The organism is Vibrio sp. 1CM24A (assembly GCF_023161725.1).
Classification (GTDB): domain Bacteria; phylum Pseudomonadota; class Gammaproteobacteria; order Enterobacterales; family Vibrionaceae; genus Vibrio; species Vibrio coralliirubri.
The window spans coordinates 127,096-142,078 of the sequence record NZ_JALNTS010000005.1; the positions used below are offsets into that span (position 1 = coordinate 127,096).

Consider the following 14,983-nt stretch of genomic DNA (forward strand, 5'->3'; position numbering starts at 1 on the left):
GATAGAACCAGTCAGTGAAGAGATAGAGCCAACGAATGGTTGGCTCTATTAGTTATGAGCGAGTCGCTGATAAAACAGAGAACTCAGCTTTTAGCTAAAGAAGTTAACTTGATTCTTCAACGATTCCGCTTGTTTCTGAAGTTCATCAGCACTGTGTGAGGTCTTAGCGCTGGTTTCACGGCTTTGTTGGTTCAAGTCGCTGATCGCATGCGCGTTCGCTGCTATCTCTTGAGAAACCTGAGCTTGCTCTTCTGATGTCGCAGCAATGGTTTCAGCTTGAGAAGCAATAGATTCAACTTGAGAAGCAATCGACTCTAGTGCGGTGCCTGCTTCTTGCGCTTTATCGAGTACTTGGTTGGCGTTCGATTGGCTTTGCGTCATAAGGTTTACGGCATTGTGGGTCGAAGACTTTAGCTTCTCGATGATGCTCACTACATCTTGTACTGATGTTTGTGTTCTATGAGCGAGCGTTCTTACTTCATCAGCAACAACGGCAAAACCACGACCTTGTTCACCCGCTCGTGCCGCTTCAATCGCAGCGTTCAATGCAAGCAAGTTGGTTTGCTCTGCGATGTCATCAATCATCTTGGTGACGGTTTGAATGCTTTCGCTATCAGAGCTTACTTGCTCGATAGCCGATGCTGACTTGTCTAATTGATCATTCAGTTGGGCAACATCAATACACACACCTTCAACGACTTCTAAACCTTTCTGGCTGTCTTCATTGGCAAGGCGAACATTTTCCGCAATGCTGTTTACCTGCTGCGCTACTGATTCAGCGGAGGTGGCCATCTCTTCTATGGCAGTAACGACTTGCTCAACTTGTGCTTGCTGGCGATCAGATTGACTCAAGTTGTGGCTGGCATCTTGTGACACACTGCTTGAGCTGTTCTGTACTTGATCACTGGTTGCACGAATCTCGCCCACGAGTGTGTTCAGCTGGGCTGCCATGTTCGCAACACCGGTATTCAGATTGCTGATCTCGTTTTTGGTCTGCTTACCATTGTTTGGAATATGCAGGCTTACTTCGCCTTTTCCTAGACGTAGCATGTACTCGTTTAACGTCGTTAGTGGCGTCAGTGTACGGTTCAACACGAAGGTTAACGCGACGATGGTGGCGGCAGCAATCAAGGTGGCAATAATAGCGATGAGCTTCAACAGTTCATCACTGCCCTTGGTCACTTCCTTGATAAAAGTCCCACCAAGCAGTTTCCAATCCCACCCAGAAACTTCAGTGTAGACGAGATATTTTTCACCTACCGTCCCTTGGTACTCAAAAGGGTAGAGAATCAAACCGGATTGCTGTTCAAAGATCTGATAGAAAGGTTTGTTGCCGTCGTAGTCAGCCACGTCAACAATCGATTTACCACCGCCAACGTTAGTAGGGTGCAGTAAGTACTGGCCTTGATGCTCTTTCTCGTTATCAACAATGATGGTGTATCCGGTGTCACCCCATGATACAGAGCGTAAAGATTCAAACAGACTTTGAGTTGCCTCTTCTACTGGCAAGCCAATGAAAGAGACACCGTTTACTTTACCTTGAGCATTGGTCAAAGGCGCATAGTAGGTGATGTAACGTTGGCCGAAGAGCTTAACTTGAGAGTAATAAGGCTGGCCATTCTTGAGCTTGCTATAGCCTGGATGATTTTTCCCTAGCGTGGTCGCAACGACTCGTTCGCCTGATGGCTTTTTAAGAGAAGTCGACACACGAATAAAGTCGTCGCCAAATGGGGCAAATAGGGTCGCTACGGCGCCGGTGTCGCGAGTAAAGCTATCAACCAGTTTGGTGTCGTTGATTAAGCTCTCACCGTATTGAGTCATGTTAGGAATGGAATGACCGTTGAACTCAACATCATAACTTTCAACATAAATACCTGCTAGGTAACCGTTGCGAAAAGTGGATTCTAAAACTTTGGCGGTATGCAGGTAGGCATCGAACTGACCAGAGATGGTTTTGGCCATCGCTTCTACTTTGGATTGGTGTTCTTTTAACGTGTTGTCTAATAACACCTGAGAGGCATTTCTATATACGAGTGTCGCAATGGAGCCAAAGGCGATAAGCAAGCACAGCAAAATGACCAACTTAAGTTGGAAGCCAACACTTTGATTTTTGTATTTCTCGAACATGAATTCACTATCCTGTCTTCATTGAGGTGTTGTTAAGTGGTTTTAAGGAAGTTTGTTATTGAGCTTTCTATCATAGGTAATTATTTATCGGCAGTGATTGATAATAATTAATGAATTGATAGTTATATTTATAAACTAGAGTTATGAGAGCTAAATGGTGCGGGGTTGAACAAAGAGGTGATGGACTAATAGGCTTGTTCTAAAGCATTGATTACTAGGCGATGCGTGTGAGGTTAGGGGCAATAAAAAATGCAGCTCAATGAGCTGCATTTTTGTTTGTAATTAAACTAGTTAGAGAGCTAGTTTGAGGCAATCATGGTAATCAGCTGGTGGCTTTCGCCAGGCTGTAACGTTTTGCCTGCTTCTAGGCTTGGTGCGTGCAGCGTTGATTCAACACACAGCATGGTTAGGTAACCGTCGTTCTGCATGTCGCCCATACCAGCAGCGCCTTCAGCCCACGGGTTCCACAGTACTGCAGAGTTATGACCGTGGTTTTCAACTGTTAGCGTGCGGTTTAGCTTCTTGTCAGCAACAAAGATTTGCGCTTCTGGTTGCGTGTAAACACGGTCAATTGTGTCGGTCAGTACCAGTTCAGAACCGCCTTGGCAGATCTTGCCACCTTGCAGGCTATCAATGTACTCAGCACCCATACCTGTTGTGGTTGTGGTGTGAATATCACCAACGTTTAGGTAAGTGTGTAGTGCACCAGAGAAAGTCCATGGTTGAGAGTCAGTATTCTTCACGTTCAGCGTTACTTTTAGCTGCTCGCCGATCTCAACATTCAAACGTGCATCAAACTGATGAGGCCATACTGCTAGCGTCTCTTCGCTTGGCTTCAGACCTAAGCTTACAATCACGCCAGCTTCGCTTTCACGGTGCTCAACCAATTGCCATTCACTTGAACGGGCAAAACCATGTGCTGGTGCTGCAATGCGACCAAACCAAGGCCAACATACTGGAATACCACCACGCAGAGCCGTTTTACCGTCGAATTTAGCTTGTTGGCTCATCCAAATCAGGTCTTCTTGACCTTGCGGTTGGAATGACACCACATGGCCGCCAAACAGTGAAATCGCTGCGTTTGCTTTATCGTGGATAATGCGAACCAGTTTTACACCTTCGTGTTCAACGATAGTCACGTTGTCAGAAAGTACCGCTAGTGCAGGTAGAGTAGATAAATCCATTACATGATCCTTCTAAGGAAATTGAATTCAAATGCTGACTAGAGTGATGCTTGTGTTTTCATGAGTGATAAACAGAGTCAGTATTAGAATTGAATTTTGCATTTGGGCTATCTTGATAGGCTTAGGCAGACGCGGTTTAAAAGATAGCAGGTATTAAAAAGGCGACACTAAGGTCGCCTTTTTCAAAGTCTGCTCAAAACAGTCTTCGCTAATGCTTATCTAAAGCGATTTCTAAAAAGAAATTACTTAGAGATGTGAGCGATTAGGTCTAGAACTTTGTTTGAGTAACCGATTTCGTTGTCGTACCAAGATACAACTTTAACGAATTTGTCAGTTAGAGCAACACCAGCTTTAGCATCGAATACCGAAGTTTGAACTTCACCGATGAAATCTTGTGATACTACTTGGTCTTCAGTGTAACCAAGAACGCCAGCCATTTCGCCTTCAGAAGCTTCTTTCATTGCAGCACAAATTTCTTCGTAAGATGCAGCTTCTTTTAGGTTAACTGTTAGGTCAACTACAGATACGTTAGCAGTTGGTACACGGAAAGCCATACCAGTTAGAAGGCCGTTTAGTTCTGGAAGAACAACGCCTACAGCTTTAGCAGCACCAGTTGAAGATGGGATGATGTTTTGAGAAGCACCACGGCCACCGCGCCAGTCTTTAGCAGAAGGGCCATCTACAGTTTTTTGAGTTGCTGTAGTAGCGTGAACTGTAGTCATAAGACCAGACTCAATGCCCCACTTATCGTTAAGTACTTTAGCGATAGGTGCAAGACAGTTAGTAGTACAAGAAGCGTTAGAAACGATGTCTTGACCAGCGTAAGATGCTTGGTTAACGCCCATTACGAACATTGGAGTTGCATCTTTAGAAGGACCAGTAAGAACTACTTTCTTAGCGCCAGCAGTGATGTGCTTACGTGCAGTCTCGTCAGTTAGGAAAAGACCAGTTGCTTCAGCAACTACGTCTACGTCGATAGCATCCCACTTAAGATCTTCTGGGTTACGCTCAGCTGTAACACGTACAGTTTTACCGTTAACGATTAGGTTACCGCCTTCAACTTCAACAGTACCGTTGAAACGGCCGTGAGTTGAGTCGTACTTAAGCATGTATGCCATGTACTCTACGTCGATTAGATCGTTAATACCTACTACTTCGATGTCTGCACGCTCTTGAGCTGCGCGGAATACGAAACGGCCGATACGGCCAAAACCGTTAATACCTACTTTGATAGTCATTGTAGTTGCTCCACAACTTAATTTCTGATTAAAGATAACTGGTAGTAAAATTACAGAATCCAGTATACATCTGCAATAGATAATCCGACTTAACTTGTTTAATGTCAAAAAAAAGCGACGCTTTTCTTAACAATTGGGTGTAAGTGGTTGAAAATTGACCATTGCAAGTGGCTCTGTACCCTTCCAGTTGGGTAAAATACCCCTAAATGATGATTCACTTATGAGTGTATATGTACAATGTTTCCTGGTGAGAAAGTATGTGCTACAAAACGACTGATATGCAAGCCTTTATAGAAAAAAGTAAATATAATAACTGAGAATGTGGAGAGATATTAACGTGATTCAAAAGGGAGGAAATATGATAAAGCCTGATGAATACTGGCGTGAACGCCTAACAGACGACGAATTTGCAGTGTGTCGTGAACGTGGTACTGAAGCCCCATATAGCGGTAAGTTACTGCACAACCATAAGACTGGCGTCTATAGCTGTACATGCTGTGAAAGCCCTTTGTTTCTGTCGGATAACAAATATGACTCTGGGTGTGGTTGGCCAAGCTTTGATGCCCCAGTGAATGATGAAGCAGTACGCTATATAGAAGATCTAAGTCACGGAATGAAGCGTGTAGAGATCCGTTGTACCGCCTGTGATAGTCATTTAGGTCACGTTTTTCCTGATGGTCCGAAGACCACAGGTGAACGGTTCTGTGTTAATTCAGTGTCGTTAATTTTCAACAAAAATGACGAAAGTACGAAATAACTTGTAACTATTGTCTAATCCTTACAGGTCGCATTTGTCGATTTAGGAATGCTGAAACGCCCAAGATTTCAGATTTAACTCTAGTACAAATAAAAACAGCTACCAAAAAGGTAGCTGTTTTTATTTGAAAGCAGGTGAATAAGAAGCTTAAGTAAGAACACTATAAATGAAGCGATCAGTAACTCGGGACGATTGAAGGGCTGTAAATTCCATCCTCAATCGCTTCGACGATGTTGTCTGCGTCTTTATTTAGCTTCTTATAGGTTGCTTTGTCGAAATGGTACAACACCGTGAGCTCGGCTTCAGAAGCAATCGGCACATCAAAGTCTTTGGCAACCATTGCCCAAACGTACGCTTTTTCCATATGACCCAGGCTGTGGTTGATACTGGCCATCGACTTGAAGATTTCAGTGTTGGCTGCCGAGCCATTAGAAAGCGTTAACGCATTATTGAGTAGCTTAAGTGTCTTTATATGATTGCGGGTAGTATAGAAGGTTGCCAAGGCATATTGCATCTCAGCTGTGTTTAACGCTTCAGTGCCTTCTAGTTGTAGGAAACTGCGTCTGGCGTTGGTGTCCCCAGTTTGCGACCACAAGAAGTATAGCGTTTCCGGTGTATCGGATTTCGATAGCTCATTAACAATGCGCTCAGACTCTTCGATACTGTGCATTAAAGAGGTAAAGCGACGTTCTTGCAGCTTAGATTGATCGATCGTTTCGATCTGCGCCGCGAGTTCTAGGCACTTTTTGTAGGCAGTGACTAATTCGAATTCTTTAATTTTGTTGATTTCGGTGGGTTGCTTCTGAACTTCAAATCGATGCCAGATGAGGTCGGTACGTGCGACACGACATTGCCCATCGTTCATGTTCAATTGTTCACATTGAAGACCCGGGTTGCTTTGGCACAGTTGATCGGTATTTTTGTTCCCTTCAAGACACCCAACCAGAGTGAAAGGCAATAGGCTAATCGCCAACCATTTCATAATTTTCATATTCCTTCACTTGTGATCAGATGCACTTATTATTGGTCAGGTTCTTGACTCAATTCTGTTACGGGTTATTTTCTGGTGAAAATTGTTAAAACTAAGGCTTTACCATGGATGCAGAACAACTTCTTAGCGCAATGACACCCGAGGTCTACGAACGTTTAACCTACGCAGTTGAAACGGGTAAATGGCCAGAAGGTACGGCGCTCTCAAAAGAACAGCGCGACTCGTGTATGCAAGCGGTTATGTTATACCAATCTAAACATAACTCTGAAGCTCAACATATGACGATTGCAGCTGGTGGTGAGATTAGCTTTAAATCTAAGTCTGAACTAAAGAAACAGTTTAAGTCAGATCAAGAAGACATTGTTAGGGTTAACCCGAATCATTAAGCTTAAATTACAACAAAGGGGTGGCAATGTGCCACCCCTTTTAGTTTAACTCGTTTATTTATAAGCAATAAAACGATTTAGTTCACGTTAAGCCGCCGTTACTTTCATAGAATAATTGGGTTTAACGTGAATCCTTGAACCGGTTATAAGCTCATCTCACCGCGCAATACTTGTTGCATCTGAGCCTTCACTTCTTCGTAGCCTAGGTTTTGGCTTAATAGATAATGCAACTTCGCCAGTGCCGCTTCTGGTGTCATATCGTAACCACTGACAACGCCCGCTTCTGCTAGTGCACAACCCGTCGCGTAACCACCCATGTTGACTTTACCAGCCAAACATTGAGTTAGGTTCACCACAATAACACCGCGCTCTGAGGCATCTTTCAGGTGCTGAAGCAGTTCTGGGTTTTGTGGTGCGTTACCCACACCAAAAGTAAGCAGAATCATCGCGTTAACAGGTTGTAATAGCGTGTTACGGATAACTTCGTGTGAGATGCCTGGGTACATTGTGATTACGCCGATAGGTTGCGGAGTAATGTTATGAACCTTGAAAGCACCTTCAGGTTGTTCGTTTACCTTTACGTTATTGCTAAGTTGGATATTGATACCCGCCTCTAGCAATGGATTCAGGTTTGGAGACGTAAACGCATTGAAGCCATCTGCGTGTGATTTTGTGCTGCGATTACCACGCATCAACTTGTTGTTGAAGAACAGTGTCACTTCGTTGATTGGGTAGTTTGCTGCAATGTGTAGCGCATTCAGCAGGTTTGCTTGTCCGTCTGAACGAAGCTCTGCTAATGGGATCTGAGAGCCCGTAACAATCACAGGTTTGCCGAGGTTTTCAAGCATGAAAGACAGTGCAGAGGCAGTGTAAGCCATAGTGTCTGTGCCATGCAGGATAACGAAACCATCGTACTTATCGTAGTTCGCGCGAATGTCATCAGCGATAGTCTGCCAATCAAGTGGCGTCATATCTGAAGAGTCCATTAATGGAGAGTATTCGTGAATGGTGTACTCAGGCATCTCTGGGCGATGGAATTCAGGCATGCCAGCTAGCTGCTTATCCATGAAACCTGCGACTGGAACATAGCCGTGGTCAATAGACTTCTGCATGCCAATTGTGCCGCCGGTGTACGCGATATAGATGTGTTTTCTTTCCATGGCGATTAATACTTAGTGTGATGTAGGGAACAGGGGGGCGATTATAGCGAATTATCATGCAATAAAAAGAGGCACCTCACACAGAGGTACCCCTTAGTCATTGAGTTATTGGCTCAACTTATTGAACTTGGCAATTTAAGCAGAAAGCGTATCGGCCTTGTGGGTCGTTAAAGTTGCCTAACAGCTGGCTATCTTGAGCTAACTGCTGAGTAACAGGCTGTAAACTGCTTGGTATCATCGATTGAATATCTAGGCCTATCGACATCTGAACTTGGTTCATAAATTCTTGAATAAATTGTTCAGTGGCCGAAAGTGGCTCTTCTACCCAGTAGATGTTGTAGCTTTCAAGCTCTGCAAGTGAAGCCGCAGCTGCAACCGCATCATCGAAATCACCAATCTCATCGACTAAGCCCTTCTGAATCGCATCTTGACCTGTCCAAACTCGACCTTGAGCAATCTTGTCGACAGCATCGACTTCTAGACCGCGATTTTCTCCAACTAGGCTGATGAATCGGCGGTATCCGTTTTCAATGCCCATTTGGAACGCGTCTTTCGCGCCATCGCTAAGCCCAGTTGTAATACCAAGACCTGAGAAAGGTGAGGTACCAACGCCATCTGTGTAGACACCAATATCATTCAGCCCTTTTTCGAAGGTGGTGATAACACTGAAGATACCAATCGAACCCGTTAGTGTGGTTGGTTGAGCTAAGATCTTATCCGCCCCCATCGAGATCCAGTAACCGCCTGAAGCAGCAAGGCTCGACATCGACACAACAACCGGCTTACCCGCTTGCTTGATCGCTTCTATTTCATTGCGAATGACTTCTGAAGCAAAGGCACTGCCACCTGGACTATCGACACGAAGCACAACGGCTTTCACTTTATCGTCGTTACGTGCTTGGCGCAGTAGGGCTGCTGTGGTGTCTCCGCCAACGGTGCCACGCGGTTGCTTGCCATCCATAATTGCGCCGCTCGCTACAATCACGGCAACGTCGTGAGATTCACTGGTCATGTCTGGAAGCATGGTTGCACGGTATTCGTAGTAACCAAACGCGTTGTAGCTGTCTTGGCCGTCACTGCCGAAAACATCGGCAAGCTCTAGTCGAACTTGCTGGCGTGTCGCTAGCTCATCCACTAAGCCAAGTTTCTCAGCCAGTTTTGCAATGTCACCGTCCACAGACTCAAGCTCTTTCAAGAAGGTGTCCATGCTTGGGTTCAGTGTTTTAGCATCGATCTGACGGTTGTTGCTGACGTCATCAACGTACGCACCCCATAGTTGGCTCAACCAACGAGAAGCGGACTCTTTCGCTGCGTCTGACATGTCATCGCGAATGAAAGGTTCGATAGCTGATTTATAAGTACCCACACGGAACACGTGCGTGTTTACGTCTAGTTTCTCTAACAACGTTTTGTAGTAAAGCGAGTAAGCGCTATAGCCTTTAAGAAGAACCCCACCATCTGGTGATAGGAATACCTTAGTTGCGTAGCTGGCTAGGTAGTATTGGCTTTGGTTGTAAAAGTCACCCACCGCATAAATTGGTTTGCCTGTTGCTTTGAACTCATTCAACGCTTTAGCAATGTAGCGTAGCTTAGTCAGGTTGGTTTCTGGCAACTCTTTGAGTGCTAAAACGATACCTGTAACCTTGTCATCGTCTTTTGCGTAGCGAATCGTTTCAACGATATCAAACAGGATGTTCTCTTTTGGAAGGTCTTTGCCAAGCAGTGAACCTGTGACTGAATCCATCGGATTGATATAGCGACTTTGTTCCACAATAGGGCCAGACAGGTTAAGCACTAAAGCCGAATCCTGTGGAACCGTCGGTTGAGCTGTATCTGAATGGAAGTACACAAAGTAGATGATGGCGATACTGAGTAAAAAGACTAGGTTAACCAGCGCAAGACGTACAAACGTAATGAGCTTCCAAATCCCTTTAAAGATCATGCCTATAAATTTGAATATTTTTTTCATTCTGTCTCCGCAGTGAGATCACGTCGCTTTAACAAGCCGTAGTACCATTAATCTCAATAATATGAACTGCTTAGTATCCTACGATAATTCCCAAGCTCAAACTACACCAAGAATTGTTAATCGATATATATTCTCATTAAGTGTAGTCAAATTAAGGGGTTCTGAACGATTAATACCTTCAGCACTATGATCGGTGTTACAAAAATGTAAACGGTTGTTTGAACTTTTGGTAATTGAACTATACTGTGGTCAGACCACAAGGATAAAATAATAGAAGTGATGTCTGCCATGTACCCACATTTACTTGAACCACTCGATCTTGGATTTACTCAGTTACGTAACCGTGTATTGATGGGATCAATGCACACAGGTTTAGAAGAAAATAAAGAAGGCCTACACAAACTCGCCGCGTTTTATGAAGAGCGAGCAAAAGGAGGCGTTGGCCTTATTGTTACCGGTGGTTTCTCTCCTAATTTACGTGGCAGATTAACCCCATTCAGTGCTGAATTCAGTAAAGTGAAGCACGCAAAAGCTCACCAAGTTGTTACCGAAGCCGTCCACAAGCACGGCGGTAAAATTGCGCTTCAACTATTGCATGCCGGTCGTTATGCGATGCACCCATTCGCGCAAAGTGCGTCTGGCATTAAAGCGCCTATCGCCAAGTTCGCTCCGAGTGAGATGAGCCCTCGCCAAATTAAAAAGACCATCGGTGCCTTTGCCAACAGTGCAGAGCTAGCTCAGGTTGCGGGCTATGACGGCATTGAGATCATGGGCTCGGAAGGTTACTTGATTAACCAATTCATCTGTAAACGTACCAACATGCGTTACGACGAGTGGGGCGGTTCTTACGAGAAGCGTATGCGTTTCCCGCTAGAGATCGTTAAATCGATTCGTGAAGCGGTGGGCAAGGATTTCATTATTATTTTCCGATTGTCGATGCTTGATTTGGTTGAGCAAGGCAGCACCTTTGAAGATGTTGTTCTTTTGGCTCAGAAGCTAGAAGAAGCGGGCGTGACTATCATCAACACTGGTATTGGTTGGCATGAGGCTCGTGTTCCGACTATCGCGACGCAAGTACCACGAGGCGCATTCTCTTGGGTGACGGAAAAAGTGAAACCATATGTGTCGATCCCAGTGGTGACTTGTAACCGAATCAACACACCAGAAGAGGCTGAACGCATTCTTAGTTCAGGACAGGCTGACATGGTATCAATGGCTCGCCCATTCTTGGCAGACCCGGATTTTGTTAATAAAGCCGCTCAAGACCAAGCTCAGTTCATCAATACCTGTATCGGTTGTAACCAAGCTTGTTTAGATAACGTGTTTAAAGGTAAACGTGCGAGCTGTTTGGTTAACCCACGAGCTTGTTACGAGACTGAAATTGTTGTTCAACCTGCTCAAGCCACTAAGACCATTGCGGTTGTCGGTGCAGGCCCTGCAGGCTTAGCTTGTGCGACGACACTAGCGCAGCGTGGGCATAATGTTGATCTGATTGAGAAAAATGACCGTATCGGCGGCCAGTTTAGATTGGCAATGCAGATTCCGGGTAAAGAAGAATTCAGAGAAACGATTCGTTACTTTGCTAACCAAATCGATGCATCAGGCGTGAACCTGAAACTGGATACTGAAGCAACGTTTGAGATGTTGTTGAAGTACGATGAAGTGGTGATGGCTGCGGGTGTTGAACCAAGAAAGCTCGATATTGAGGGCATCGACCAAGAAAACGTGGTCGACTACCAAACCTTGATTCGCGAAAAGACACCAGTAGGCGAAAAGGTCGCGATTGTTGGTGCTGGTGGTATTGGTGTCGATGTGGCAACCATGCTAACCGAGCCTACCTCTCACAGCCTAGACGATTGGCTGCATGAGTGGGGCATCGATAAGAATATGGAACACCCAGGCGGACTTTACCCTTACCCTGATTCATTCAGTGACAAAACGGTTTGGGTGATGCAACGTAAAGCGGGTCGTGTTGGTAAAGGTCCGGGCAAGACTACTGGTTGGATTCATAAGCGCACGCTAGAAAAACGCGGTGTAAACCTTTTAGGCGGCGTAAGCTACAACAAGATTGATGATAAAGGTCTGCATATCAGCGTCGGTAAGAAAGAGCAGGTGCTCGATGCTGACTCGGTTATCGTATGTGCAGGTCAGGTGTCAGTTCGTCCATTCGAAGATATGTGGCAAGAGTTTGGTGGCAAACTGCATGTGATAGGCGGTGCCGATTACGCAGGTGAACTGGATGCCGTGCGTGCGATTCGACAAGGTGTTGAGCTGGCGATTAAGTTATAGAATCAGCTGTCAAACTGTAATTTTATCGGTGGATATTGTTACTTGATTTGCTGAGTTAGATTTTGAACAAGGCTCCTAAGTCATAGATTTAGGAGCCTTTATTGTTTCTAATCGAGCCTAAATGGACAGCCGTTGAGATTTATTATCGTTTGTATTCTGTGCTAAAGTTCAAGTATACAAATAATAAAGAAATAGTAAGGACTTCAAATGGATGCTTTGGATCTATTGCTCAACAGACGCTCAATCGCAAAACTCTCTGATCCGGCACCTGAAGGTGTGGCGTTAGAAAACATCATCAAAGCAGGGTTGCGTGCTCCAGACCACGGTGCACTAACACCATGGCGCTTTGTTATCGCGCAAGGTTCAGGCCTACAAAAGCTTTCAGACATCTTGGTGCGCGCCGCTGAAGCGGATGACAGCGAAGAAGCGGTTATCGAGAAAGTAAAAAAAGCGCCGTTCCGAGCTCCAATGGTGATCACCGTGATTGCAAAAGTCACCGAGCACGAGAAAGTGCCTGCTATCGAACAACACCTCTCTGCAGGTTGCGCGGCACAGGCGATGCAAATGGCCGCAGTCGCACAAGGTTTCCAAGGCTTTTGGCGCTCAGGTAAATGGATGTTCCACCCAGAAGTACATCAAGCATTTGGCCTAGAAGGCGACGATGAAATTGTTGGCTTCCTTTATTTAGGTACTCCAGGCTGTACACCAATGAAGGTACCAGAACGCGACTTCTCTAAGTTCGTTGAGTTCTTGTAAAGAAAGTAGAAGCTTGAATAGTGGAATGCTAACTGTATAAACAACCAGTTTTTCTTGATTTATTAGGGCCACATTAGATAATGTGGCCCTAATTGTTTGTAGCATCTGGAAAAACATGTCTCGCCTTATTATTGCTGAAAAACCAAGCCTAGGCCGCGCGATCGCCGCCGCACTACCTAATCCACAAAAGAAAGACCAAGGGTTTATTAAATGTGGTAATGGAGATGTGGTGACTTGGTGTATTGGACACTTATTGGAGCAGGTTGAGCCAGATGCTTATGATGACCGTTATAAGAAGTGGAACTTAGCCGATCTTCCTATCGTGCCGGAGCAATGGCAACTAAGACCGCGTAAGACGTCAAGCAAACAGCTCACGGTGATCCGAAAGCTATTGAAGGACGCGACCCAAATTGTCCATGCGGGAGACCCAGATAGAGAAGGGCAGTTGCTGGTGGATGAAGTGATCGATTACTGCAAGGTGTCTAAGGCCAAAAAAGAGTCGATGGACAGGCTATTGATCAGCGACTTGAACTTACCTGCTGTGAAGCGTGCGCTCTCTCAAATGCGCAGCAACCGAGACTTTATTCCACTGTCTATTTCGGCTTTAGCGCGCTCTAGAGCTGACTGGCTGTATGGCATGAATATGACTCGAGCTTATACCTTGCTTGGTCAAAAGGCTGGCTATCAAGGTGTGTTGTCGGTCGGTCGAGTACAAACGCCTGTACTTGGTTTGGTGGTAAGGCGCGATGAAGAGATCGAAAACTTTATTCCGAAAGATTACTTCACTTTGCACGCTTTGATCCCTTATCAAAATAACGGCCAGAGCTTTGATATTCGTGCGCGTTGGAAACCGAGTGAAGCATGTAAGCCATGGCAAGATGAAGAAGGGCGCGTGCTCAATCGAAAGCTGGTTGAGAACGTGGCTAACCGAATTGCGAATCAACCCGCGACGGTGACGGAATCAGAGCAAAAGCAAAGTAAACAAGCTGCGCCACTGCCTTACTCGCTGTCAGCTTTGCAGATTGATGCGTCTAAACGTTTTGGTATGAGTGCTCAGCAGGTGTTGGACACTTGTCAGTCTTTGTACGAGAAGCACAAGCTCATCACTTACCCACGTTCTGACAGCCGCTATCTACCCAAAGAGCACTACTCGCAGCGAGAATCGATCGTTGATGCTATCGCTAACAATGCGAAAGAGCTGCAAAGTGGCGCTCAAGGTGCGGATCTTTCTCTTAAATCCAAAGCATGGAACGACAGTAAGGTCGATGCTCACCACGCAATAATCCCGACACCGAAGAAATCATCGGTGAACGGCCTGTCTGCCAACGAGATGAAAATCTATCAGCAAATCGCTCGTCAGTATCTGATGCAATTCTACCCACCTGCCGTTTTTGCTGATGCTAAGCTGGTCTTTGATATCGCTGGTGGCGTGTTCATTGCGAAAGGACGTCAGCTTATCAACCCCGGTTGGAAGGTGTTGATGGGTAAAACGGATACCGAAGAAAAAGGCGATGGCACGGATACGGTTCCTCCATTGGATAAAGGTACGGTGTTGACGTGTCGTGAAGGCGTGATTGGTGATAAGAAAACAGAGCCGCCAAAACACTTCACGGAAGCGACATTGCTTCAAGCGATGACAGGTATCGCGCGTTTTGTTGCGAACAAAGATCTCAAAGCCATTTTGAAAGAGACCGATGGCCTTGGCACAGAAGCCACCCGTGCGGGTATTCTCGATACTTTATTCAAAAGACAACTGCTAACGCGCCAAGGTAAGAGTATTCACAGTAGCCCTGCGGGCAGAGGCTTGATTCATGCCTTACCTGAGGATTCTACCTTTCCAGACATGACGGCACATTGGGAGCACCAGCTGCAAGGCATGGCAGAACGAAATCAAGCGTATCAGCCTTTCATGCAAGCGTTAGAAAGCAAGATTGATGGTTTGATGGGCAAGGTAAAAACCGGCGAAGTTCCTGAGTCTCTGCGCCATCTTCCTAAAGTCGAGAGACCTGCGTTCAAACGCCGTAAAGGCGGTGGTGCGAAGAAGTCTTATGCCAAGACAGGTACGTATGCTAAGAAAGGAACTTCCGCTAAAAAGAGCACCAAAAGCTAAGACTTATTGAGGTTAG

11 protein-coding genes are annotated in these 14,983 nt (G+C 45.5%); 5 read left to right on the plus strand and 6 right to left on the minus strand.

The window, feature by feature from the left end:
- Positions 1 to 90 precede the first annotated feature (90 nt).
- From MSG38_RS12635 to gap, 3 genes are all read right to left on the minus strand, one after another.
- Positions 91 to 2,127 (minus strand): methyl-accepting chemotaxis protein, encoded by a 2,037-nt coding sequence (locus MSG38_RS12635; RefSeq protein ID WP_048610479.1) that lies wholly within the window; start codon positions 2,125 to 2,127, stop codon positions 91 to 93.
- Positions 2,128 to 2,426: 299 nt separating this feature from the next.
- Positions 2,427 to 3,311, minus strand: a complete 885-nt coding sequence (locus tag MSG38_RS12640; RefSeq protein ID WP_248401961.1) for a D-hexose-6-phosphate mutarotase — start codon at positions 3,309 to 3,311, stop codon at positions 2,427 to 2,429.
- Positions 3,312 to 3,553: 242 nt separating this feature from the next.
- The gene (gene gap, locus MSG38_RS12645) at positions 3,554 to 4,549 is read right to left on the minus strand and encodes a type I glyceraldehyde-3-phosphate dehydrogenase (RefSeq protein ID WP_017059382.1); all 996 of its coding nucleotides are present in this window, start codon (positions 4,547 to 4,549) and stop codon (positions 3,554 to 3,556) included.
- Between the two features lie 319 nt (positions 4,550 to 4,868).
- Here gap and msrB point away from each other — a divergent pair, with 319 nt between their 5' ends.
- On the plus strand, positions 4,869 to 5,306 hold the full coding sequence (gene msrB, locus MSG38_RS12650; protein ID WP_019823761.1) for a peptide-methionine (R)-S-oxide reductase MsrB: 438 nt from the start codon (positions 4,869 to 4,871) through the stop codon (positions 5,304 to 5,306).
- A 175-nt stretch (positions 5,307 to 5,481) separates the two neighbouring features.
- Here the strand turns inward: msrB and MSG38_RS12655 are convergent, their stop codons facing one another.
- A complete protein-coding gene (locus tag MSG38_RS12655; protein WP_048610482.1) occupies positions 5,482 to 6,288 on the minus strand; it encodes a DUF2989 domain-containing protein in 807 nt (268 codons plus the stop codon).
- A 113-nt stretch (positions 6,289 to 6,401) separates the two neighbouring features.
- Here MSG38_RS12655 and MSG38_RS12660 point away from each other — a divergent pair, with 113 nt between their 5' ends.
- Positions 6,402 to 6,683 (plus strand): DUF1315 family protein, encoded by a 282-nt coding sequence (locus MSG38_RS12660; RefSeq protein WP_010437067.1) that lies wholly within the window; start codon positions 6,402 to 6,404, stop codon positions 6,681 to 6,683.
- 143 nt (positions 6,684 to 6,826) lie between these two features.
- Here the strand turns inward: MSG38_RS12660 and ansA are convergent, their stop codons facing one another.
- Positions 6,827 to 7,843 (minus strand): asparaginase, encoded by a 1,017-nt coding sequence (ansA, locus tag MSG38_RS12665; RefSeq protein ID WP_019823767.1) that lies wholly within the window; start codon positions 7,841 to 7,843, stop codon positions 6,827 to 6,829.
- Positions 7,844 to 7,961: 118 nt separating this feature from the next.
- Entirely contained in the window at positions 7,962 to 9,812 is a 1,851-nt protein-coding gene (gene sppA, locus MSG38_RS12670) for a signal peptide peptidase SppA (protein WP_048611534.1), read from the minus strand.
- 279 nt (positions 9,813 to 10,091) lie between these two features.
- On the opposite strand from sppA, the gene MSG38_RS12675 reads away from it, so the two are divergent.
- The 3 genes from MSG38_RS12675 (at position 10,092) to MSG38_RS12685 (ending at position 14,967) form a co-directional block, all read left to right on the plus strand.
- Positions 10,092 to 12,101, plus strand: a complete 2,010-nt coding sequence (locus MSG38_RS12675; RefSeq protein ID WP_059020197.1) for an NADPH-dependent 2,4-dienoyl-CoA reductase — start codon at positions 10,092 to 10,094, stop codon at positions 12,099 to 12,101.
- Positions 12,102 to 12,308: 207 nt separating this feature from the next.
- Positions 12,309 to 12,857: an NAD(P)H nitroreductase gene (locus tag MSG38_RS12680; RefSeq protein WP_017059376.1), complete on the plus strand. Its 549-nt coding sequence runs from the start codon at positions 12,309 to 12,311 to the stop codon at positions 12,855 to 12,857.
- Between the two features lie 115 nt (positions 12,858 to 12,972).
- A complete protein-coding gene (locus MSG38_RS12685) occupies positions 12,973 to 14,967 on the plus strand; it encodes a DNA topoisomerase III (RefSeq protein ID WP_108207988.1) in 1,995 nt (664 codons plus the stop codon).
- The last annotated feature ends 16 nt before the right edge of the window (positions 14,968 to 14,983 follow it).